Here is a 21,704-nt window from a genome sequence, read left to right on the forward strand (position 1 = left end):
AGCCGGCCTGTTCAGGCCGGCTGTCTCTTGTCGCTCAATTGCTCCGGCGGCGGCGCAGCTGGTCGAAGAACACGATCACGATGATCAGCAGACCGGTGATGATGCGCTGCCAGAAGGAGTTGACGTTCAGAAGGTTGGCGCCGTTGTTGATGGTGGCGAGAATGAAGGCGCCGATCAGCGGGCCATGCACCGAGCCGACCGCACCGAACAGGCTGGTGCCGCCGATGACGGAGGAGGCGATCGCCTGCAGTTCCCAGCCGTCGGCCTGCGTCGCATTGCCGATGGCGATGCGTGAGGCGAGCAGCACGCCGACGAAGGCGGCGAAGGAGGCAGACAGGATATAGGCAAGGTAGATCATGCCCTTGACGTTGACGCCGGAAAGGCGCGCCGCCTCGGCGTTCGAACCGACCGCGAAGAGATAGCGGCCCCACCGGCTCAGATGCAGGAAGATGAAGGAGGGCACCGCCACCAGGATGACCATCCAGAACAGACTCGGAATACTGAGCAGATCGGCGCGGGCGAAATTGCTGAAGCCCTCATTGGTGATGTTGATCGTCGAACCGTTGGTGATCAGCAGGCCGATGCCGCGCAGCGATGTCAGGGTTGCCAGCGTGATGATGAACGGCGGCAGGCCCATATGCACGATGCCGAAGCCATGGAAGGCGCCGATCGCCACACCCATGAGCAGCGTCAGCGCGATCGCACCCCAGACCGGCACGCCCGCCTGCAGCAGCCAGGCGATGATCACGGTGCAGAAGCCGACGATGGCGCCGACCGAAAGGTCGATGCCGGCGGTGATGATGACGAAGGTCTGGCCGAGCGCGAGGATCGCCGTCATCGCGCCCTGACGCAGCAGGTTCGAAATGTTGAGCGGTGTCCAGAAGCTCGGGGTGACAAGGCCGAGCACGATCCAGAGGAAGATCAGCAGGCCGATCAGCGTCAGGCCGAACAGGATGTTCATTTTCCGGCGCGGCGGCGGTGCGACGATTTCAGTGGGGGTGGCAGTCATGAATTTTCTCCCTCTTATTCTTTTGGCTCAGACGCCGATCGCTTCGCTGAGCACTTCTTCATGCGTCGCCGCGTGATAGTCATGGCTCGCGACGATTTTGCCGGCGCGGAAGACGTGCAGCCGGTCGGCCAGTTCGTAGACCTCGGGCAGATAGGAGGAGATCAGGATGATGCCCGCGCCGTCCTTCAGAAGCTTGGCGAAGAGCCGGTAGATTTCCGCCTTGGTGCCGACGTCGACGCCGACGGTCGGCTCGTCGAAGATGAAAAGCCGGGCGCCATGGCTCAGCCACTTGCCGATGACGATCTTCTGCTGGTTGCCGCCCGACATGCTGGAGGCCGGAACGCGCCGGCTCGGCGTCTTGATGCTGAGATTGCGGATCTGCTGGTCGGCATTGGCCGATTCGCGCGTGTGATTGATCACCGGCCCGTGGCTCAGCCGCCCGAAGACCGGCAGGTTGATGTTGAGGCCGATCGGCAGGTTGAGGCAAAGTCCCTGGTCGCGCCGGCTTTCCGGCGCCAGCGCAATGCCGAGCTCCATGGCGGTGCGTTCGTTGCGGATGTCGACACGCTTGCCCATCCATTCGACATCGCCCGATGTCGTCGGCTGGCGGCCGTAGAGCCCGAGCGCGAATTCGCTGCGCCCTGCGCCGATCAGGCCGTAGAGGCCGACGATCTGTCCCGCCTTGACGCTCAGCGACACGTCTTCGAAGCCCGGGCCGGAGAGGCCGTTGACCGTGAGGATCGTCTCGCCGATCGCAATCTTTTCCTTGTGGTAGATCTGTTCGATCGAGCGGTTGATCATCAGCGAGATCAGTTCGGCATCGTTGGTCTCGCCGATCAGGCGCGTGCCGACATGCGTGCCGTCGCGCAGCACCGAGACACGGTCGGCAAGCTCGAACACTTCCTCCATGCGGTGGCTGATATAGACGATGGTGACGCCTTCGCCCTGCAGCCGGCGGATCAGCTTGAAGAGCTGTGCCGATTCCTGGCGTGTGAGATAGGCTGTGGGTTCGTCGAAGATCAGGAACTGCGTGCCGCGCATCGCCGCGCGCGCCGTTGCCACCAGCTGCTGCTGGCCGATCGTCAGCGAGCTCAACAGCGCACCGGCCGGCAGGCCGAAGCCGAGATCGTCGAGCACGGCCTGCGCCATCTTCTCCATCTGCTTCTTGCGCATCAGGCCGAAGCGGTTGACCTCGTCGCCGAGAAAGAGATTGGCGGCGACCGTCAGGTGCCGGCAGAGCACGACTTCCTGGTGGACGGCGTTAATGCCGCGGGCGATCGCCTCGTTCGGCGTCGACAGCCCTACCGGCTGGCCGCACCACAGCACTTCGCCGGCCGTGCGGGTGATGACGCCGGTCAGCAATTTGATCAGGGTGGATTTGCCGGCGCCGTTTTCCCCGACGATGGCGTGGATTTCGCCGGCGAGAAAGGTCAGCGTCGCTGGCTTCAGCGCCTGCACATGACCGTAATTCTTCTGCAGGCCCTTGAGTTCGAGGATAGGCGATCCGGCGGGAATTCGATTGGCTTCTTTCAGCGTCGCACTGTCATCATGGCGATGACTGACCTCTTCCAGTCCGATCATGGGACCTCTCCTCCTTGTGTCGCGTCTGCTCTCCATCCCCCGCAAAACATAGCACGGATGGAAAAAGCCGCGCCGGTTTTTGAAGCCGGCGCGGCCTGTCTGTTTTTGTTACTTGATCTTCGGGTTCAGCAGCGCGTCGATCTTCGGATCGGCCATATTCGCCTTGGTGACGAGGTTTGCACCGGTGTCGACGTTCTCTTCGACCTTCTCGCCCTTGGAGACGGCAAGAGCGGTCTTCACGCCGTCATAACCCATGCGGTAGGGGTCCTGAACGACGAGGCCGGCAATCGCACCATCCTTGAGGAAGCCGACCGTCTTGTCGTCGCTGTCGAAGCCGATGACCTTGATCTTCTCGCCGAGCTTGTTTTCTGCGATCGCCTGGCCAACGCCCTGCGCCATGATCAGGTTCGAGGCGAAGATGCCGACGAGGTTCGGGTTTGCCGTGATCAGGTCGGTCATCATGTTGAGGCCGGTCGTTGCCTGGCCGTCGCCGTATTTGTCGGCAATGACCTTCAGGCCGGGATACTTGGTCTTCACCTGATCCAGGAAGCCTTCGCGGCGCTGTTCCAGCGAGCCGACGCCCGGAAGATTGGTGAGGATGACGATTTCGCCCTCTTCCTTGCCGGTGGCGCCCTTGATAGCGGCGGCCAGGCCGTCAGCGGCGATGCGGCCGCCCTGAACGTTGTCGGTCGTCAGGAACGACTTGAACGCCTTGGAGTCGGCGCCCGAGTCGATGCCGATGATCGGAACCGACTTGGCCGCTTCATCGATCGGCTTGCCGAGCGCCTTGAATTCGGTCGGCGAAATGACGACGGCGGCCGGCTTGCCGGCAACGGCGTTCTCCAGAATGCTGATCTGGCCGTTGACGTCGGACTCGGCCTGTGCGCCGAGTTCCGGCACGTTGACGCCGAGATCCTGACCGGCCTTGCGGGCGCCGGCCAGAACGATCTGCCAGTAGAAGGACGTCGTGTCCTTGACGATGATCGGGATCGTCACGTCGGCGGCAAACGATGGTGCCGGCATCGCCGTGGCGATGACTGCGGCGCCTGCAAGCGCGGTAAAGGCGCGGCGGGACAGAAGGGATTTCACGATGCTCATAAGGGTTCTCCTCTCAGGGTGCGTTCTCCTCCGAATAAATCGGCCGCTGAACGCAGGCGGACGATTTTTATCGATAAAAAACATTTGCCAGGTGAAGCTAGCCGAGGCGCAATCAAATTGCAAGAGCGCCAAACCGGCTTTTTTGCTTTGGTAAACTCCCGCCAAGCAACTGATTTTATTCCAATACAACGATACCCTAAAATAGGGATCAGGCCTTGTCGACCTCGTGCGGATGCACAACGCCCTTTTTCAAAATCAGGTTGCCGTACAGCCGGAATTCCGTCGTTGCGACGATGTAGGTGGCCTTGCGGGCCATCGCGTAGAAAGCAAAACGCTCCACCGGCACGATGCGGAAATCGCCGGCGTGCTTGGAAACGATCTGCTGGAACTCGGTGCAGACCTCGGGCATCGCATCGGGATCGCCGACCACTTCCATCCGCCACGCCGCTTCCGGCACGAACGTGTCGAGCGGCATATGCGTCAGGATGGCCTCGGCCATGTCAGTGGCGCTGACGCCGTCGGCGCGAATGACCGGCGGGCCCATCGAGCTCGAGGGAAAATTGGCGTCCGATATGACGATGTCGTCGCCATGTCCCATGGTCTTCAATGCATGGAGCAGGTCGGGGCCAAGCAGCGGATGAATACCCTTGAGCATAATCTCTCCTCAGACTCGGACGGCTTCGGCGCCGAGCGGCGGCGCGACCAGCGTATAGGGTTCGAATTCGGCATAGATCTCGTCGGCAAGCCGCGGCTCGACGATCTCCATATTGCGCGTCAGGCTCGAGGGCTTCGCCGTGCCGATCAGCACCGATGCGACGATCGGCTCACGCAGCGGAAACTGCAGGGCGGGCGCTGCCAGCGGCACGCCGTGGCTCTTGGCGATCGCCTCCATGGCGCCGACCTTGGCAAGCACGTCGTCATCAGCCGGCATATAGTCGAAATGCGAACCCGGCACCGGGCCGGTTGCGAGAATGCCCGAGTTGAAGACGCCGCCGACGACGAGCGAGGTGCCCTTCTGACGGCAGAGCGGCAGCAGTTCGGCGACGGCGGAGCGGTCGAGCAGCGTGTATCGGCCGGCCATCAGGATGCAGTCGAGATCGGAATGGCGCATGACGTCGAGGCAGACGGGCACTTCGTTGACGCCGAGGCCGAAGGCGGAGATCGCGCCAGACGACTTGAGTTCCTCCAGCGCCTTCACGCCGGAATCGAGAAACTGCTTCTGGTGGACCGCATTCTTCGCCGCGCCATGCGTGTAGACGCCGAGATCGTGCACATAGAGAATATCGATGCGGTTGAGTCCGAGGCGCGCATAGCTGAATTCGGCCGAGCGCATGATGCCGTCATAGGAATAGTCGTAATCGGCATCGAAGGAGAGCGGATCGACATAGCTGTAGTCAGGCACGGTGCCGGTCGGCACCGGCCGAAGCAGCCGGCCGACCTTGGTGGAAAGCACGTAACTGCCATCCGGCTGGTCGCGCAGAAAATCGCCGACCCGCCGTTCGGCAAGGCCGAGCCCATACCAGGGCGCCACGTCGAAATAGCGGATGCCGTTGTCCCAGGCCGCCTGCAGGGTGTCGATCGCCACCTGGCGCGGGCAGGCGCGGTAGAGACCGCCGAGGGCGGCTGCGCCGAAACTGATTTCGGTCACCTCCAGCTTGGTCTTGCCGATCCGTCTCGTCTTCATCATTCCTCCTCACGAAGAAGCTGAACTATCTGGAGCAGTCCCAGGAAAAGTGTGAAGCGGTTTTCCGTCCGGGATTGCGTAAAACAATGATTACAGCGTCGCACCCAGATGCCACGGCACGAATTCATTGTCGCCGTAGCCGAAGAGCTCGCTCTTGGTCTTCTTGCCCGATGCCGTATCGACGATGAGGTCGAAGATCTCGCGGCCCTTGCCGCTGATCGTCGCGTCACCCGTGGCGATCGTACCGCAATCGATGTCCATATCCTCTTCCATCGAGGCAAAGAGCGCCGAATTGCTGGAAAGCTTCAGCGACGGCGCCGGCCGACAGCCGAAGCAGCTGCCGCGGCCCGTGGTGAAGGCGATCATGTTTGCCCCGCCGGCCACCTGGCCGGTCGCCGAGACCGGGTCGTAGCCGGGTGTGTCCATGAAGACGAGACCGGGGGCCGTGACGCGCTCGGCATAACCATAAACCGCCGTCAGCGGCGAACGCCCACCCTTGGCAACCGCGCCGAGCGACTTTTCGAGGATGGTTGTCAGCCCACCGCGCTTGTTGCCCGGCGACGGGTTGTTGTCGAGCGAGGCGCCGTGCAGAGCAACGTAATCTTCCCACCAGGCGACCTTGTCATCGAGCTTCTTTGCCACCTCGTCGCTGACGGCGCGGCTGCGCAAAAGGTGCTCCGCACCATAGATTTCCGAGGTCTCCGACAGGATCGCCGTGCCGCCGGCCGCCGCCAGCAGGTCGGCCGCCACACCCAGCGCCGGATTGGCGGTGATGCCGGAAAAGCCGTCCGAGCCGCCGCATTGCAAGCCGATGATGATCTCCCCGATCGACATCGGCACGCGCTTTTCCTTGCCGACATCGGCGGCGATTTCGCGCAGCATGCCCATGGCGCGCTCGACCGCGCGGCGCGAACCGCCGGCATCCTGGATGTTGAAATGCCGCTTCGACGCGCCCGCACCGCTCTGGCCATACAGCGTCAGCTGATTGACCTCGCAGCCGAGGCCGATCATCAGCACGCCGCCGAAATTCACATGTCTTGTATAGCCGGCCAGCGTCCGGTGCAGCACGTTCATGCCGTCGCCGGTCGAACTCATGCCGCAGCCCTGGTCGTGCACGATCGGCACGAAACCGTCGATGCCTTCATAATGCGGCAGGATCGTCCGGTTCGCCTCATCGGCGATTGCCCGGCAGACCGTGGTGGAACAGTTCACGCTGGCGATGATGCCGATATAGTTTCGGGTCGCGGCCCGCCCGTCGGCGCGGCGATAGCCCATGAAGGTGCGCCCCACGTCGTCGGCCGACGCTGTTTCCGGCGCCGAATTGGCGGTCGCCGCCAGCCGGTCGTTTTCGAAATGCAGGTTGTGGCTGTGCACATGGTCGCCGGCCTTGACCTCGGCCGTCGTGCGGCCGATCGCCTGTCCATATTTGACCACGGGTGACCCGAGCGGAATATCCGCTATCGCCACCTTGTGGCCGGGGTCGATCTTCTCACGGGTCTGAATGCCGGCAACCGTCGAACCCGGCGCGATTGCCGCCGTTGCAACCGCGACATTGTCGCCGGCCGAAAGGATGATCCAAGGCAGTTTGTCCAAGTCTCTATCTCCCTAAAGCATGATACCGAAAAGTGTCAGCGGTTTTCGGACGACATCATGCTCTAACTCTTTAATTTAGAACAGGATTCAGATTTTTAGGCCATCCCACCTAAAATCATCCTGTTCTAGCGAAAGGCTCGCTACATCGGCGAAAGCGCATTGATTTTGTTTTTTATCTACAATAAACATTTTCAAGTCAACGGGAATATTGATCCTGTGGACGAGGGAGGCAATGAGCCGCAGGCGACTGGAAATAAGCTAAAGGTCGTTTGAACAAGCCCCGGTCCGCTCCGTCCTGCTTTGAAGCGGGGCGACGGTCACGAGGGCGGAAAGCGGGGTCTGGTGGCAAGGCAGAATACGGTCTTCAAGGAAGCCTATAACAGGTATGCCGTAGCCCTGCGCACGGATACGGCGCTGCCCTCGGAGCCGGAGATCGCCGCCCAGCTCGGCGTCAGCCGCTCGACGGCGCGCGCCATCCTGACGCGGCTGAGCGAAGAAGGCATCATCCGCTGGAACAAGCGCCAGAAGATCGTGCTGCGACAACCCACAGACCATGACCTCTTTCCCTCCGAGGAAACCGACTCCCTCCACGATATCATCGAGCGCAGCTTCATGCAGCGCATCCTTGCCGATGATGCAGCACCCGGCATGCAGATCAACGAGCTGGAGCTGGCCCGCGAGATCGGCACCGGCACGACCAGCGTGCGCGAATTCCTGATCCGCTTCTCCCGCTTCGGCCTCATCGAGAAACGCCCGAACAGCCACTGGACGCTCAAAGGCTTCACCCGCGAATTCGCCCTCGAACTTGCCGATGTGCGCGAGATGTTCGAGCTGCATTCCGCCGCCGAATTCGGCCGGCTTTCCAGGGATAATCAGAGCTGGGCCGATCTTGCCGCTATGCGCGACGAACATCACGCCATGCTTGCCGACATCAACCAGCGCTTCAAGGATTTCTCCGTCCTCGACGAACGCTTCCACTTGCTGATCCACCGCGCCTCGAAAAACCGCTTCATCGCCGATTTCTACGATGCGATCGCCATCGTCTTCCACTATCACTACCAGTGGAACAAGACCGCCGCCCGCCAGCGCAACGAGCGCGCCATCCACGAACATCTGGATTATATCGCAGCCCTTGAATCCGGCGACCAGGCGGCAATCGAAACCGCCTGCCGCGCGCACCTGCACTCCGCCCGCCAGACCCTGCTGCAATCCCTGCCGCAGGTCGCGACGGAGAGCGCCTGAGCGGGGGACATCTCGGACCAGAGATCGCCGATGCCAGCCCCTCATCCGCCTGCCGGCACCTTCTCCCCGCTTGCGGGGCGAAGGGGATCTGCCGCGACCTCTCCGTCCCTCTATCGCGTCTCGTATGGCACGTCCCCTCTCCCCGTCAGAACGGGAGAGGGTTAGGGTGACGGGCAGATGATTTCGATACGGCGGATGGCAGCCATCATGAAACATTTCGATGTGTAAGCCGTTATGGCGCTTATGGCCGACGCTAAATTCAAACCGAAATCGGTCGACGGCACCGAACCGCACGGTGCCGGAAACTCGCCCCAGGAGACGGCATCGACTGTCGAGGTCATGCCGCCGCCAGATGCCATCGAGCCCGATCCGGAGTTGACGCCTGAGGAGGCCGAGCAGGCGCGCAAGCGGTATTTGCTTAAGCGTTTCTGGATCAGTGCGCGACGTTACTGGGGCCGCGGTGGCGACAAGTTCGCTTGGCCCTTCTCGATCGGGCTGTTGGCGATGATCTGCATGAATGTCGCCTTCCAGTACGGAATCAATCTGTGGAACCGCGGGATCTTCGACGCCATAGAGCGACACGATGCCGGGACCGTCTATTTCCTGAGCGCCGTATTCGTGCCGCTCGTGCTCGGAACTGTCGCCATTGTCACGATACAAGTCGCCGTTCGCATGATGATTCAGCGCCGCTGGCGTTCCTGGCTGACGACAGCCGTCATCGCGCGCTGGCTCGCAAACGGCCGTTACTATCAGTTGAATCTCATTGGCGGCGACCACAAGAACCCCGAAGCGCGCATTTCCGAGGATTTGCGGATTGCCACCGAAGCACCCGTCGATTTTATCGCCGGTGTCATTTCCGCATTTCTGGCGGCCTCGACCTTCATCGTGGTGCTCTGGACGATCGGCGGGGCTCTGACTCTGCCGATCGCAGGTTCGACCATCACCATTCCCGGCTTTCTCGTCATCACTGCGGTCCTCTACGCGGCGATCACCTCTACTTCGATGGCGGTCATCGGCCGCTATTTCGTCCACGTCTCCGAGGCCAAAAATCAAGCAGAAGCCGAGTTTCGCTACACGCTGACGCATGTCAGGGAAAACGGCGAGAGCATCGCGCTTCTCGGTGGCGAAGAGGAGGAGCGTAACGATCTCGATAAGACCTTCGCCAATGTGCTCAGGCAATGGGCGCTGCTTGCCCGCCAGCACATGCGCACGACGCTTGTGTCGCATGGATCGATGCTGATAGCGCCTGTCGTGCCGGTCCTGCTTTGCGCACCAAAATTTCTCGAAGGCAGCATGACCCTCGGACAGGTCATGCAGGCCGCCTCTGCTTTTGCCATCGTTCAGGGCGCGTTCGGCTGGCTGGTCGACAACTATCCCCGTCTTGCCGATTGGAATGCCTGTGCACGGCGCATCGCCTCGCTGATGATGTCGCTTGACGGGCTGGAGCGCGCCGAACAGAGCGACTCGCTCGGGCGCATCAAGCATGGTGAAACCGAAGGCGAGGCGATGCTCAGCCTCAACGATCTCTCCGTGTCGCTTGACGATGGCACCGCCGTGGTCACGGAAACCCGGGTCGAGATCGAACCCGGCGAGCGGGTGCTCGTGGCCGGTGAATCCGGGTCCGGCAAGAGCACGCTGGTGCGGGCCATCTCAGGTCTCTGGCCGTGGGGTAGCGGTAGCGTCAATTTCCATGCCGACAGGCGATTGTTCATGTTGCCGCAACGGCCCTATATCCCGTCCGGGACGCTTCGTCGCGCCGTCGCCTATCCCGGCGCCGCCGATAGCTGGCCGCTGGATGAGATCAAGTCGGCCCTCGACAAGGTGGGGCTGGATTATCTGAACGACAAGATCGAGGAAGATGCGCCATGGGACCAGACCTTGTCGGGCGGCGAAAAGCAGCGGCTCGCCTTTGCACGTCTCCTGCTGCACCAACCCGATATCATCGTGCTGGATGAAGCAACGGCAGCACTCGATGAGAAGAGCCAGGATAAGATGATGCAGATGGTGATCGATGAATTGCCGGAGGTCACCATCCTCAGCGTCGCGCATCGCGCTGAGCTGGAAGTCTTCCATAGCCGCAAGATCACGCTCGAGCGGCGCGAGGGCGGCGCAAAGCTTGTCAGCGATATCGATCTGATCAAGCGCAAGAGAAAACGGAACTTGCTGTCACGCGTTTTGGAGAAGCGCCGCTCCCCGCCGGAAGGCAGTACGACCTCGAATGAAGGCGGCACAGTCCCCGAATAGAAACTGTCGGTTTGGCCACAAAACCATCAATCACCTGACGAAGGCTCTGCGCTCGCAATTTGATCCAGATTGTCGATTAGCCGCGTCAGCAGATCTGCAAGTTGCTCCGCTTCCGCATCCGTGAACCCAGTCAATGCCTCTTTATTTCCTCGGAACAAGGCGGCAATCGCCTCCGGCATGCTGTGCTGCGCGGTTTTCGTCAGCACGATACGGCTGCTGCGACCGTCAGTCGGGTCGCGTGTCCGCTCGATCAAGCCATCCCTCTCCATGCGTGCGAGCATCTGTGCCATCGGCGGTTGCTCGATCCTGGCATAGCGGGCGAGGTCGCGTTGCGTGCTGGCCTTGCCGTTTTGCAGCGCGACCAGCACAGGCAACTGGCCGACACCGAAGCCGAGCGGTTTAAGGCGTGACTCGCTGAGGCGGGCAAAGCCACGCGCCGCAAGACTGATGAGATGCCCCGGCGTAGAAAGCACGTCGTCGTCCATTCGGCTCACCCCTTGCCTGCGCTTGACCACGAGATATATATGTACGTATGTATATTGGTGTGCGGCATGAGGCAAGGCAGTTTCGATGCCGCACAGCGAATGTATCAATCTCCATCGAGGAAACGACATGTCTCAAAACGACGTCGAAATGATCCAGCGCATCTATGCCAGCTTCAACGCCAGAGACATCGACGCTGTCCTTGCCGTGCTTTCCGATGATGTCGCCTGGGCCAACGGCATGGATGGCGGCCACGTTCATGGCCGTGCAGCCGTGCGCGACTATTGGACACGCCAGTGGGCCGTCGTCAGTCCGCACGTCGAGCCGGTCGCATTCGAGGAAACGCAAGATGGAGCCATAGCTGCCGAGGTGATCCAGTCTGTCTTCGACCTCGATGGCCGGCCGCTGGAAGGGCAAAGCCATGGCCTGAAGGACAAGACCGTGACGCATATCTTCCGCATGGACGGCGACAAGATCGTCCGCTTCGATATCCAGGATGCGCTGTAAGCCCAGCATGCTTTGTAAGCTTGCACTCACTATGCGGGGATGACCGCTCCTGTTGCGACGTGCCATTGTCAGACCCGCCTTTCGGCCGTCGGGGGCCTGGCTTGTGCGTTCAATTCGCGCTTAGCCGGCGGTATCGGTTCAGAGCCTGCGCGCTTCCAGACGCCGCTTGTCGCGCTCGACATAGTTGGAGCCCAGCTCTGTCAGACGGAATTGCCGTTTCTGAAATTCCCCGCGGATCAAGATGAAGCCTTGCTCTTCGGCTTCGCTCAATGTCTTCAGGCTGGTGCCTTTAGGGGGAGACTGCCAAGCCATGCCATCGGCGCTGTGCAGCAAGACCATGATCTTTATAATTTTGTCTCTCCATGGCTGGTGCATACAGCCGGGCTGCATCGCTTCAGCATTCCGCTGGTTCCGCATTCTCGATTTGGCGCCATCCAGGAAAAGCCCATTGATTTAAAAGGATTATTTTTGGCCAATCCGGAGTTTCGCAAAAGCCATTGTATAAAAGCTCCAATAGTCTTGGTCAATTCAATCACTCCGTCCCAACAAGTTTGGTCATGCCTGGCGATTGGCCCGATGGCGCTTATTTGCATTGAATCCCGACATCAGCGGCGCATAGTGTCGACGTTCCCGGCTTTGCCGGTTGAACGGATGGGGGAGCCGGTGCATGTCAGCAAATCTCGACGATATCCGTAACCAGCAACGTGAGACCTGGGACAAGTTTTCCGCCGGCTGGAAGAAATGGGACAGCTTGGTTCTCAGCTGGCTCGCCCCGTTTGGTGACGCCATGCTCCGGCGCGCAAACCTCTCCAACGGCTTTAGCGTGCTTGACATAGCCGCCGGCACTGGCGAACCCGGCCTGACGGCGGCGGCAGCAATCCCCGAGGGTCATGTCGTCGTCACCGATCTCTCGGAAAATATGCTGACTGCTGCCGCCGAAAATGCGGCCAGACGTGGCCTCAAAAACTTCGAAACTCGCCTATGCGATGCGGGAGCGTTGCCTTTTGCCGATGCCAGTTTCGACGCCGTTCTGTGCCGGTTCGGGTTTATGTTCTTCCCTGATATCGCCGCCGCCGCCAGGGAGATGGCACGCGTGGCAAAGCCCGGTGCGCGCGTCTGCGCCGCAGTCTGGAGCACTCCTGCCAAAAATCCATGGGCGACCACGATTATGGGCACGATCGCCCGCCACGTGGAAATGCCCTCGCCACCACCCGGCTCTCCGGGCCTGTTCCGCTGTGCGGGGGAAGGCATGATGGTCGAGACCTTCAGAGAGGCGGGCCTTCTCGATGTCGCCGAGGAAGAGGTGTCGGCGATGATGGTGCACGATACCCCGGCGCGCTATTGGGACTTCATGACTGAGGTCGCCGCACCGGTTGTCGCTGGACTATCCAGGGCAGATGCGGCAACACGGGAGAAAATCCGTCGCGAGGTCCTGGAGCTAGCTCTCCAATCCGTTAGCGATGGCAAGGTTCGCCTTCGCTCAACGGCAACGGTAATCATAGGCACGCGATAGCCTCAGAATCTCGTCGACGACGACCGTGAGCGGGAGAGTCGCGTCGATGACGACACCACACTTCGGAATATCCTCTTTCGTTGCATGCAATCAGACAATCAGCTCCCGTTCGGCAGGCATGTCACAACATGATCCCGTATTGCCGCAGCACTTTCCAAAGGCGACATGAAAGTCACATCCAACGTCAGCGCCTGTTGGTGCGGGATATCAAGAACCATGGCCTCTTGGCTTCGATGTCTTGAGGTCTCTACGTCGGTGGTTTTCAAGTGGTCGCGCCGTGCGGGGGACGAAACGCGACGCGCCAATTCTTCTTCGGCACACAGCAATCGCACCGGCACGAAGACCGCGGCGCGCCGTCCGGCGGCGTCGACGAACTGTTGGTACGTCCGCGTGCTCCGCTCATCGCCTTCGACACCGGCATGGGTGAAGATGAAATTCGCCGACGGGCCGCTATAGGCGGTGATTGCATCCAGGACGGCCTGCCGGACTCTTGCCGTGTATTCCCAGACACCCTTAGGCAGCGGAGCGGTCTGATCCTCGTCGAGGAGTCGCAATATCGGGTTGTTGAACCAGTGATTATCAACAATCTTTGCTGATATAAGCGAACCGAGTTCTTTGGCGATCGTCAGCTTGCCCACGCCCGGAAACCCCAAGAGCAACACGAAAACACTCATCGTCCGGCAACCCTCCCAGTGCCTGCGCTTCCATAGGCTGAACCGCTCTAATGCGAAGCCGCCTCGCTTGCCGCAGCCGGAGCTGTCCCCTCGCGCTTCTGGCTCGGCCCGACCGGGATCAGCCAGGTGGTGAAGAAGGTCAGCACCGCGACGACGACCACGCCCCAGAAGCTCCAGTGCAGGGCCGCATTGAAGATCGAGCGGATCGCAGGATCGGCGGCGAGCGCCGAGAGCCCGGTCGGCTGGTTCAGCACCTCGTGCAGGCCCGCCGCCGCCTCGCCGCTCGCATAATGGTTGATGCCGGCATTGAGGATGGCGCCGAGCACGGTGGCGCCGAGCGTATTGCCGAGACTGCGGGAAAAGATGATCGAGGCAGTGGCGCTGCCGCGCATCGACCATTCGACGCTGTCCTGCACCAGCACGATGCTGGTGAGGCTGATGAGACCCATGCCGAAGCCCATGAAGAACGAGCCGGCGCCGGCAACGATCGGCGAGCTTTCCGGCGTCAGGAACAACAGGAAACAGGCGCCGAAAGGAAACATCAGGCTGCCGACGCGCAGAGTGCGGCGGATGCCGAAGGCCTTGTAGAGGCGGCTGGAGAGCATCACCGCCAAGGGCCAGCCGACGACGAGCATGGTGAGCGTGAACCCCGCGACAAGAGGCGAGCGGCCGAGCACGCCCTGCACATAGAGCGGCAGGATTGTCGAAAGCCCGATCAGCGCCATGCCGGCCAGCAGCGTCGCCGTATTGCTGGTCGCAATCAGCCTTCGGCTCCACAGCGGGATCGAGATGATCGGCTCCGGCGCCCGCTTCTCCTGGGCGAGAAAGAGGATGCCCGCGATCACGAAGACGGCGAAAAGCGAAAGCAGGATCCAGGCGCTCGCATCGGTTTCCGTCAGCATGACGAGAAGTGCCACGATCGAGATCGAAAACAGCACCGATCCGAGGTAATCGATCTTTGCCTGCTTATGCGCCACGTCCTCCTTCAGGAAGACCATGAAGGCGATGATCGAGATGACGCCGATCGGCAGGTTGATCCAGAAGATCCAGGCCCAGGAGATATTGTCGACGATGATGCCGCCGGCCAGCGGCCCGACGACGGCAGAGGTCGCCCAGACGGTTGCCATCGCGCCCTGCACGCGGCCGCGTTCCTCCAGCTTGAAGAGATCGCCGATGATCGTCATCGTCACCGGCTGGATGGCACCGGCGCCCAGCCCCTGCAGCAGCCGGAACAGCACTAGCGACATCATCGACCAGGCAAGCCCGCAGAGCAAAGAGCCGACGAGGAAGATCAGGATGCCGCCGATCAGCACCGGCTTGCGCCCAAAGATGTCGGAAAGCTTGCCGTAGATGACCGTCGTCGTCGACTGCGCCAGCAGGAAGGCCGAAAACACCCAGCTGTAATAGGAAAAGCCGCCGAGCTCGCCGACGATGCGCGGCATCGCGGTCGCCACGATCGTCGCCTCGATCGCCACCATGAAGGTCGCGAGCATGATGGTGGCGACGATAAGCACGCGGTTCGAGCGTTGCGCTGCATTCGACATGACGATCCTCTTCGGGTGCTCCGCAGATGCCGGAAATATCGGCAGGCTGGCTTTGGTGTGGGGCGATGCGCCGCTTGCGGAGTGATACCGTCCTTTTACGATCTCAAGCCCGGCCGGTAAAGCAGGCCGCGCCCGGTTTCTCATGATGGCATTTGTTTTCGGGTCATTTGAGGGAAGGTCGGTCGAAAACGAAGGCCCGGCGCTATTTCGCCCGGGCCTTCGTTCTATCAGGAGGGAAGGCAACTCATCGCCTTATCCTCATTGCGGGCATGCCTCGCCGAGCGAGCCGGTGTCCGCGCTGCCGCTAGTGCAACCCGGCGTCTGCTGCAGGTTGGGATTGACCCCGCCTGGATTGATCGTGCTGCGGCCGCTGTTGAGATTGACGCCGCCATTGCCGGTGGTGCTGCCGGTGGTGCCGGAATCGGTGCCGACAGACCCTGTACCCGCTGCACCGCCGCCGACAGACCCAGTGCCAGCCGACCCGGCGCCTGCGGAACCGGCGCCCGAACTCCCCGATCCGCCGATAACAGGCGCCACCGAAAGCCGCCCGTTGGCATCCGAACCCCCGGCCGTCTGCGCCACGGCAGAACCGGCAAGACCGATCGAAAGCAGTGATATCGCGATGAACTTGCAGGACATGATTTTCTCCATGCTTGTTGTCTCAGGGAGAAAACCTGCTTGGTGGGGGCATTGTTCCTGTCGGGGTTGCGGTTTTCACGGTCGTTTGATTGGAACCGGGGAAGCCGGCTTCCAGGCCACTAAATTGGATAGGTTCCCGCGATGATTGTTTTCTTTTCGGCGACTGCTATCGTTGCCTTTCAATCTCATAAGCAGGCTGTGCAAGCATCACCTGGTCACGACGCCCCTTGCGCTCGTGTTGCTGCCTATCGGAGGATCAGATGGATCTAAAAAACACAGCTGTATTTCGAGGAGGGGTCACATCGCGGTATCAAAGCAGAGAAACTGAGCGGGTAAGAATCAGTACGTATCGGCCCGATCAGTGGCGTCAACCAAACGCCGGTGTCCTTGTCAGCTTTAGCATCAGTTCAAAGGGTGGCGGTAGTACACAGGTCAATACCTATATCGACAGTTCTGATTTTGCGACCATTGCGCTGCAAATGGCCAACGCTGACAGAGAATCAGCTATCACAGCGTTCGCCAATGCCTTGCTGGGCACAGATCCCCGCGCTTCCTAAGGCCACTACTATATCATCTCTTGCGTCGTTAGCTGATGTCGAAATTTTTTTGAAAAGTAGTGGGGCGGGGAAAGCAATGCTGGGACAATGGCAGGGTCGTTTTTCTGGCTATTCGAGCGGGCAGCTTACGATTGAAATTGATGAGAATCAAAGCGTTTACTCAGGCAGAATATGCGTCTTTGAAGATAACAATCCGATCGGAGTTTTCGCAGCCAATTTCAGGACTGATGATAAGCAGCCCGTTCAAAAGCTCAAAGTCCATGTAAGTATCCAGAGGCACGGCTCAGCAACCGAAATTCCCAGCCAAGAGCTCGCACAACTGGCGCCCAATGTAACCTTCCCGGATACCGCCCATGTTGAGATCGTTCTTCGCCAGAGAGATTTGAGAGTTACTGCAACTGCGTTTGTGCAGCAGCAACCGATAGGGAAGTTGTCCGCAGTGCTAACGAAAGGATCGGCCGAAAAGCCAAGCAAACTCAAAACAAATCGAAAGATCAATACGTGGGACAAATTCAAAACTATGGTCGGCCAACTGGAGCCCGATAGGTACGTTTTTCGCGGGCAGTCTGTCGGGTTTCGTCTCAGAACATCTTTTCACCGAACAAACCGCCGAGATCTATTTCGGTTCGTTTCAATCGACGTGCCTCAACTGCATGCCACCGTCACGTCGAAGACCAACCACTATTTTGATTTTCGGGATGACAAGCAGTATGCGGCGTTTTGCAACCTCCTGCAGCATCACGGGTATCCGACGCCGCTTCTTGATTGGACGCATTCGCCTTACGTCGCGGCTTTCTTCGCTTACAGGGAGCGGTTCTCGGGCGATCCCAAACGCAAGGTTCGAATCTTCAAATTTGATAGCCAAGCATGGCAGAGGGATTATCATCAGATATATAGCCTCGTGAATGTGCATCCTCACTTCTCATTTATGACCCCCGTGGCATTGGAAAATCCGCGGGCGCTGCCCCAGCAAGCGCTGTGTTCGATTACTTCGGTTGACGATGTTGAAAGCTATCTGGAGACTGCTGGCACTCAAATGGGCAAGAGCTACTTGGAAGTTTTCGAGCTTCCATACAGTGATCGAGTATCCGTGCTTACTGAACTTAGACTTATGGGCGTTGCCGCAGGCTCACTTTTTCCCGGGATCGACGGCGCGTGCGAGGAACTTAAGTTCAAGAATTTTGTGTTCTAGCATTATTTAAATTCAATATATTAGCTGGCAATTTGACAAGACGGCGCGATAACCGGTGCTGATAATTCAGTGCTCTCCTCCAAAGCAAAGGCGCCACCGAAAATAGGTGCTCTGACGACGATTGAGCGTGAGTTAAGCTGGCTCGTATTGCGGTTCGGCGAGTTTAAAAGGGTTAAGCTTAGCCGCATTCAATGCAGGATGAATTTTCGCCCATCGGGACAACACAGGCAATCGGAATTGTTCCTCGCTCACATTCATCGCCGTCCACAGATTGCCGCCATTTCCATGGATGCCAGTCGCCTCCCAAATAGCCCGCTCAACAGATATCGCTGTTTTTGCAGCGATGTCTTTCACATCGATGCCGCTAAAGTCGATATTCCCGCCACTTTCGAATGCTGCAATTTGGTCCAGCAAGTAGCCCATCCTCACGCCACCAGGTGGATGGTCTGAATCGAAAAGGGTTTCAACGTCAAACCGCTCGCGGTCGAACCCTCGAATGATCGCCATAGTGGCGAACACGTAACTCTTGAAACGTCGACCAATCAACTCGCCTTTGTCCGCAGCATCGGCTGTCTCACCTGGGAGAGGTCGCCCCAATGCCCGTTGCAGAGCGAATTGGTTTGCGAAGCAGTCGGCATCAAACTCAAGCGCCTGATCGGTGATATGTTTGTCGCGATCATTCTTCGGGTCGTTTTCGAGAATGTACGTCATGCCACTGATGGTCTCTCCCAGCGCAAGGTGACCGTTAACGATGTGGCCAAATTCATGCAGAACGAGCCATTCAAGCGCAGAAAGGGCTAGTCGATTGCGAAAATCATTCAAATTCTCGCCGAGATCTAACACCGAAAGCAGCGAAAGCTCGCGGTAGGCCTTAAAGGTATCACTCTCTTCGAGAGCTGCCCGTTCGTGCTGGACCGGAATGCCAATAGAGAATAGCTCCGCTGAGACAGTTGTGTTAAGAAGCCTCGAAATACTAACCAAAGTGCTGTTCGCAGCGGCAACCCAGATCAAAATGCAATATTCGTCTTTACTTAGACGCGCAGCGCATGCCTGGAAGTCTCGTTGTTCATCGATGATTAAGCCTACATAGATCTTCGCCGAAAGACCCATCTGCTGGCTGAGCGCATCAATAACATCACGTGCCCTGTTGAAGACACTTTGACCGAATTTCTCTACTAGGTCATCCTTCTCTTCAACGAGCACCCAGGCCTTGGCGTGGCCAATTTCACCGAGCTGCTTATGCAGGCTGTCAATTGCATGCTGCGGAAGGTCTGTGAGCATTGGCTTGTTCTCCGTGCTGACAAACTTAAGGTTGTCGGAACAACGTTAGTGATTGTTCGCTCTGGTGCAAGAGGTGCTTGGACTGAAGCGATCTCTGTGGCGATCGAGCTGGAGTCCTGCAGCCACGCCGTCGTCCGCGCTAAGAGGGAGCAGGCCAGCGAACATTGAAGCGTAAAAAGATTGAAATGCGAGAAAGAAAAATGGTGCCGCTTGCAGGACTCGAACCTGCGACCCCATCATTACGAATGATGTGCTCTACCACCTGAGCTAAAGCGGCATTTCACGGCCGAAGCATGCGGCCTGCGATTTGCATGGCGCTGATACAGGCATTGTTGGAAGATTTCAAGCACCCTGTCATGGCTTTGGCAAAAAAGAGGGGAGGCGCGGGAAGGGCGCCTCAGAGCGTTAGCCGGGCACGCGCCGCCTGGTATTCGACCTCCAGCCTATCGACGAGTTTGGCCACCGGCTCGACCGCCTTGATGGCGCTGATGCCCTGGCCGCTGCCCCATATGTCCTTCCAGGCCTTGGCGCCGCCAACAGCCTGCTCGAAATCCATCTTCGAGACATCGGCAAGCGGCAGGTTGTCGGGGTCCATGCCGGCGGCGACGATCGAGGGCTTGAGATAGTTGCCGTGCACGCCGGTGAAATAGTTGGAATAGACGATATCGCTGGCGGCCCCTTCGACAATCGCCTGCTTGTAGGCGTCTGCAGCGCGGGCTTCCTCGGTGGCGATGAAGGGCGAGCCGATATAGGCCATGTCGGCGCCCATCGCTTCTGCGGCGAGGATGGCGCCGCCGGTGGCGATGGCGCCGGCCAGCAGCAGCGGCCCTTCGAACCATTCGCGGATTTCCTGGACGAGCGCAAAAGGAGACAGCGTGCCGGCATGACCGCCGGCGCCGGCGGCGACTGCGATCAGCCCATCCGCCCCCTTGCGGATTGCCGAATGGGCGTGGCGGTTGTTGATAATGTCATGCAGCACGATGCCGCCATAGGAATGCACGGCGGCATTGACCTCGGGCACAGCGCCGAGCGAGGAGATGACGATCGGCACCTTGTATTTGACGCAGAGCGAGAGGTCGTGCTCCAGCCGCTTGTTCGACATATGGACGATCTGGTTTACGGCAAAGGGGGCGGCCGGCCGCTCCGGATGGGCGGCGTCGTGGCGGGCAAGCTCCTCGGTAATCTCCGCCAGCCATTCGTCGAGCTGGCTTTCCGGCCGGGCGTTCAGCGCCGGAAATGCCCCGACGATGCCTGCCTTGCATTGCGCCAGCGTCAGCGCCGGGTGCGAGATGATGAACAGCGGCGAGCCGATGACCGGCAGTCTCAATTTATCCCTCAGGATCGGGGGCAGGGCCATGGTTCGTCGCTTCCATTGACGTTTACGAAAACGTCAATCTCATAACAGAGATGAAAAGGCGATAAAAGAGCGGCTGCCATGCCTTCGTCGATTTCAGCCCGAATATATACGTCCGAGAAAGCTAATAGAATAAGGCCCGTAAGCGGTGAAAGCTGCCGATATCCCCGCCGATCGACCGCGGCCGGGCCTGCAAGGCTTGCGGTTTGCCGCACTTGCCGTTACCGAATTTTGATGGAGAACGGCAGGGATTGCAGTCCGATGCCGAATTCAAGGTGAAGGACTGGATGTGAGCGGATTAGAAACGGCCATCAGAACAGCGCTCGAGAATTCCGATCGCGATAATCCGGAGGTTCGAGCGAGGATCTATCAGTCGGCTCGCCAGGCGCTGGAAGCCGGCCTGCGCAAGCAGGATATCACCGACACCGAGGTCGTCGCCCATCACCGCCACCGCCTGGAAAGCACCATCCACGCCATCGAAGGCGAGGAGCGCGACCGCCTTCACCCCCGCCAGAGGCCGCCTGAAGTGCCCGTGCCGCCGGTCGTGGAAATGCCGGCGCCGCCGGTTCACCAAGCCGAAGCCGATGCGTTCGACGGCCCCGTCGTATCAGGTGAGACCCGCGCGCCCGAGCTGATGCATCGCGGCGACGAGTCCAGTCTCGACGACGTGCATGCCGGCAATGCCGATCATCTGGCTGCGGCTCCCGTCGGCGAGGAACGGCTCGCCCGTGGTCAGCGCGCCACCAATATGGATTTCCGCCCGGAGCGGGCGGCAGGCCGCCGCAAGCCGCGCAAATTCTTTTCGAGGCTGCTCGTCTGGTGCGTGCTGCTCGCCTTCATCGGCATCGGCGCCTGGTGGGCGCATACGTCGGGCCTGTTGATGACGGCGGCCGAGCGCGACACCAGCGTTGCCAATCCGCCGGCAAGCACCCAGCCCGAGGATTTTACCGGCAATGACGACAGCGCCGGGAATGCGGGCTCTCACACCGATCAGCCGGTGACCATCGATCCGCAGAACAGTTTCTCGGCCGATTGGATCCCGCTGTTCAAGCCTGAGGACGCCGACAAGATCCAGAGCGGCCCGCGGGCGCGCACCGAAAAAATCACCGAGAATGACGGCCCCGCCGTCCGGCTGATTTCCGAAAGCGGTGCCGCCGATGGCAATATCTCGATCAGCGTGCCGCCATCGGTGCTGCAACAGCTGGCCGGCAAATCCTCGACGATCGCGCTGACGCTGCAATCCACCACCGACGAGCCGACGCAGATCACCGTCGAATGCAATTTCCAGACGCTCGGCAATTGCGCCCGCCATCGCTTCACCGTCACCCGGGAAAAGTCGGATGCGCTGCTGCAGGTGAAGTTCGACCGCTCGCTCGCGCCGAATTCGCCGGGCACGCTGACGATCAACAGCGATCTCGACGGCAAGGCGCGCGGCATCAATCTCTTCGCCATCCGCATCCTGCCGGGGCAGTAAGGCCGGTCCCGGTGGAGCCGGTGACCCCGGTCCCG

General features: G+C 60.0%; 20 protein-coding genes, 1 tRNA gene and 1 pseudogene. 7 read left to right on the forward strand and 15 right to left on the reverse strand.

All coding sequences use genetic code 11. The annotated features are described in order from the left end of the window. Window positions 1-34 precede the first annotated feature (34 nt). The 6 genes from HX898_RS10165 to HX898_RS10190 all read right to left on the reverse strand — a co-directional run bounded on the left by HX898_RS10165 (window position 35) and on the right by HX898_RS10190 (window position 6,965). Entirely contained in the window at window positions 35-1,009 is a 975-nt protein-coding gene (locus tag HX898_RS10165) for an ABC transporter permease (protein ID WP_138332396.1), read from the reverse strand. A gap of 27 nt (window positions 1,010-1,036) precedes the next feature. Beyond that, window positions 1,037-2,590 carry a sugar ABC transporter ATP-binding protein gene (locus HX898_RS10170; protein ID WP_138332397.1) on the reverse strand — a complete coding sequence of 518 codons (1,554 nt, stop codon included), beginning with the start codon at window positions 2,588-2,590 and terminating at the stop codon, window positions 1,037-1,039. Window positions 2,591-2,698: 108 nt separating this feature from the next. Further along, window positions 2,699-3,688, reverse strand: coding sequence for an ABC transporter substrate-binding protein (locus HX898_RS10175; RefSeq protein WP_138332398.1), 990 nt, complete (start codon window positions 3,686-3,688; stop codon window positions 2,699-2,701). Window positions 3,689-3,896: 208 nt separating this feature from the next. Beyond that, window positions 3,897-4,343, reverse strand: a complete 447-nt coding sequence (locus HX898_RS10180) for an RbsD/FucU domain-containing protein (protein ID WP_180194590.1) — start codon at window positions 4,341-4,343, stop codon at window positions 3,897-3,899. A 9-nt stretch (window positions 4,344-4,352) separates the two neighbouring features. Next, on the reverse strand, window positions 4,353-5,372 hold the full coding sequence (locus HX898_RS10185; RefSeq protein WP_180194591.1) for an aldo/keto reductase: 1,020 nt from the start codon (window positions 5,370-5,372) through the stop codon (window positions 4,353-4,355). A 90-nt stretch (window positions 5,373-5,462) separates the two neighbouring features. Then, window positions 5,463-6,965 carry an altronate dehydratase family protein gene (locus tag HX898_RS10190; protein WP_180194592.1) on the reverse strand — a complete coding sequence of 501 codons (1,503 nt, stop codon included), beginning with the start codon at window positions 6,963-6,965 and terminating at the stop codon, window positions 5,463-5,465. A 342-nt stretch (window positions 6,966-7,307) separates the two neighbouring features. Between HX898_RS10190 and HX898_RS10195 the strand changes: the two genes are divergently transcribed. Continuing rightward, window positions 7,308-8,207: a GntR family transcriptional regulator gene (locus HX898_RS10195; RefSeq protein ID WP_130741335.1), complete on the forward strand. Its 900-nt coding sequence runs from the start codon at window positions 7,308-7,310 to the stop codon at window positions 8,205-8,207. Between the two features lie 243 nt (window positions 8,208-8,450). After that, window positions 8,451-10,451: an ABC transporter ATP-binding protein/permease gene (locus HX898_RS10200; RefSeq protein ID WP_180194593.1), complete on the forward strand. Its 2,001-nt coding sequence runs from the start codon at window positions 8,451-8,453 to the stop codon at window positions 10,449-10,451. A 26-nt stretch (window positions 10,452-10,477) separates the two neighbouring features. Here the strand turns inward: HX898_RS10200 and HX898_RS10205 are convergent, their stop codons facing one another. Then, the gene (locus HX898_RS10205; protein WP_171599769.1) at window positions 10,478-10,936 is read right to left on the reverse strand and encodes a MarR family winged helix-turn-helix transcriptional regulator; all 459 of its coding nucleotides are present in this window, start codon (window positions 10,934-10,936) and stop codon (window positions 10,478-10,480) included. A gap of 127 nt (window positions 10,937-11,063) precedes the next feature. On the opposite strand from HX898_RS10205, the gene HX898_RS10210 reads away from it, so the two are divergent. Next, window positions 11,064-11,441 carry a nuclear transport factor 2 family protein gene (locus tag HX898_RS10210; protein ID WP_171599768.1) on the forward strand — a complete coding sequence of 126 codons (378 nt, stop codon included), beginning with the start codon at window positions 11,064-11,066 and terminating at the stop codon, window positions 11,439-11,441. Between the two features lie 138 nt (window positions 11,442-11,579). On the opposite strand, the gene HX898_RS33525 is transcribed toward HX898_RS10210, so the two are convergent. After that, on the reverse strand, window positions 11,580-11,831 hold the full coding sequence (locus tag HX898_RS33525; RefSeq protein WP_348647909.1) for a hypothetical protein: 252 nt from the start codon (window positions 11,829-11,831) through the stop codon (window positions 11,580-11,582). Window positions 11,832-12,108: 277 nt separating this feature from the next. Between HX898_RS33525 and HX898_RS10220 the strand changes: the two genes are divergently transcribed. Then, complete coding sequence (locus HX898_RS10220) at window positions 12,109-12,954, forward strand: methyltransferase domain-containing protein (RefSeq protein ID WP_180194595.1); 846 nt, start codon at window positions 12,109-12,111, stop codon at window positions 12,952-12,954. Here HX898_RS10220 and HX898_RS33170 read toward each other — a convergent pair. The 4 genes and pseudogenes from HX898_RS33170 to HX898_RS10235 all read right to left on the reverse strand — a co-directional run. Then, window positions 12,922-13,071: pseudogene (locus tag HX898_RS33170) on the reverse strand (nucleoside kinase); the annotation flags it as partial. The gene HX898_RS10220 and the pseudogene HX898_RS33170 sit on opposite strands and share 33 nt — an antisense overlap. Next, complete coding sequence (locus HX898_RS10225) at window positions 13,053-13,628, reverse strand: AAA family ATPase (protein WP_180194596.1); 576 nt, start codon at window positions 13,626-13,628, stop codon at window positions 13,053-13,055. The pseudogene HX898_RS33170 and the gene HX898_RS10225, both read right to left, overlap by 19 nt. Before the next feature lie 47 nt (window positions 13,629-13,675). Next, window positions 13,676-15,172 (reverse strand): MDR family MFS transporter, encoded by a 1,497-nt coding sequence (locus HX898_RS10230; protein WP_180194597.1) that lies wholly within the window; start codon window positions 15,170-15,172, stop codon window positions 13,676-13,678. Between the two features lie 258 nt (window positions 15,173-15,430). Then, window positions 15,431-15,811 carry a hypothetical protein gene (locus tag HX898_RS10235; protein WP_180194598.1) on the reverse strand — a complete coding sequence of 127 codons (381 nt, stop codon included), beginning with the start codon at window positions 15,809-15,811 and terminating at the stop codon, window positions 15,431-15,433. A 260-nt stretch (window positions 15,812-16,071) separates the two neighbouring features. Here HX898_RS10235 and HX898_RS10240 point away from each other — a divergent pair, with 260 nt between their 5' ends. Together HX898_RS10240 and HX898_RS33175 are read left to right on the forward strand one after the other, a co-directional pair. Further along, window positions 16,072-16,368, forward strand: coding sequence for a hypothetical protein (locus HX898_RS10240; protein WP_180194599.1), 297 nt, complete (start codon window positions 16,072-16,074; stop codon window positions 16,366-16,368). A 76-nt stretch (window positions 16,369-16,444) separates the two neighbouring features. Further along, window positions 16,445-17,560, forward strand: a complete 1,116-nt coding sequence (locus HX898_RS33175) for an FRG domain-containing protein (RefSeq protein ID WP_180194600.1) — start codon at window positions 16,445-16,447, stop codon at window positions 17,558-17,560. A gap of 132 nt (window positions 17,561-17,692) precedes the next feature. On the opposite strand, the gene HX898_RS10250 is transcribed toward HX898_RS33175, so the two are convergent. The 3 genes from HX898_RS10250 to HX898_RS10260 form a co-directional block, all read right to left on the reverse strand. After that, on the reverse strand, window positions 17,693-18,841 hold the full coding sequence (locus HX898_RS10250) for a hypothetical protein (RefSeq protein ID WP_180194601.1): 1,149 nt from the start codon (window positions 18,839-18,841) through the stop codon (window positions 17,693-17,695). 201 nt (window positions 18,842-19,042) lie between these two features. After that, window positions 19,043-19,118: transfer RNA gene (locus HX898_RS10255), tRNA-Thr, on the reverse strand. A 120-nt stretch (window positions 19,119-19,238) separates the two neighbouring features. Further along, a complete protein-coding gene (locus HX898_RS10260) occupies window positions 19,239-20,198 on the reverse strand; it encodes a nitronate monooxygenase family protein (RefSeq protein WP_180194602.1) in 960 nt (319 codons plus the stop codon). A gap of 286 nt (window positions 20,199-20,484) precedes the next feature. Between HX898_RS10260 and HX898_RS10265 the strand changes: the two genes are divergently transcribed. Further along, a complete protein-coding gene (locus HX898_RS10265; RefSeq protein WP_180194603.1) occupies window positions 20,485-21,669 on the forward strand; it encodes a regulator in 1,185 nt (394 codons plus the stop codon). Window positions 21,670-21,704: the final 35 nt, after the last annotated feature.

The sequence above is a fragment of the Rhizobium sp. WYCCWR 11128 genome, assembly GCF_013416305.1.
Taxonomy (GTDB): domain Bacteria; phylum Pseudomonadota; class Alphaproteobacteria; order Rhizobiales; family Rhizobiaceae; genus Rhizobium; species Rhizobium indicum.

Coding starts and splice junctions, on each gene's coding strand:
- HX898_RS10165 (WP_138332396.1), bottom strand. CDS start 1,009: ATGACTGCCACCCCCACTGAAATCGTCGCACCGCCGCCGCGCCGGAAA.
- HX898_RS10170 (WP_138332397.1), bottom strand. CDS start 2,590: ATGATCGGACTGGAAGAGGTCAGTCATCGCCATGATGACAGTGCGACG.
- HX898_RS10175 (WP_138332398.1), bottom strand. CDS start 3,688: ATGAGCATCGTGAAATCCCTTCTGTCCCGCCGCGCCTTTACCGCGCTT.
- HX898_RS10180 (WP_180194590.1), bottom strand. CDS start 4,343: ATGCTCAAGGGTATTCATCCGCTGCTTGGCCCCGACCTGCTCCATGCA.
- HX898_RS10185 (WP_180194591.1), bottom strand. CDS start 5,372: ATGAAGACGAGACGGATCGGCAAGACCAAGCTGGAGGTGACCGAAATC.
- HX898_RS10200 (WP_180194593.1), top strand. CDS start 8,451: ATGGCCGACGCTAAATTCAAACCGAAATCGGTCGACGGCACCGAACCG.
- HX898_RS10205 (WP_171599769.1), bottom strand. CDS start 10,936: ATGGACGACGACGTGCTTTCTACGCCGGGGCATCTCATCAGTCTTGCG.
- HX898_RS10210 (WP_171599768.1), top strand. CDS start 11,064: ATGTCTCAAAACGACGTCGAAATGATCCAGCGCATCTATGCCAGCTTC.
- HX898_RS33525 (WP_348647909.1), bottom strand. CDS start 11,831: ATGCAGCCCGGCTGTATGCACCAGCCATGGAGAGACAAAATTATAAAG.
- HX898_RS10220 (WP_180194595.1), top strand. CDS start 12,109: ATGTCAGCAAATCTCGACGATATCCGTAACCAGCAACGTGAGACCTGG.
- HX898_RS10225 (WP_180194596.1), bottom strand. CDS start 13,628: ATGAGTGTTTTCGTGTTGCTCTTGGGGTTTCCGGGCGTGGGCAAGCTG.
- HX898_RS10230 (WP_180194597.1), bottom strand. CDS start 15,172: ATGTCGAATGCAGCGCAACGCTCGAACCGCGTGCTTATCGTCGCCACC.
- HX898_RS10235 (WP_180194598.1), bottom strand. CDS start 15,811: ATGTCCTGCAAGTTCATCGCGATATCACTGCTTTCGATCGGTCTTGCC.
- HX898_RS10240 (WP_180194599.1), top strand. CDS start 16,072: ATGGATCTAAAAAACACAGCTGTATTTCGAGGAGGGGTCACATCGCGG.
- HX898_RS33175 (WP_180194600.1), top strand. CDS start 16,445: ATGCTGGGACAATGGCAGGGTCGTTTTTCTGGCTATTCGAGCGGGCAG.
- HX898_RS10250 (WP_180194601.1), bottom strand. CDS start 18,841: ATGCTCACAGACCTTCCGCAGCATGCAATTGACAGCCTGCATAAGCAG.
- HX898_RS10260 (WP_180194602.1), bottom strand. CDS start 20,198: ATGGCCCTGCCCCCGATCCTGAGGGATAAATTGAGACTGCCGGTCATC.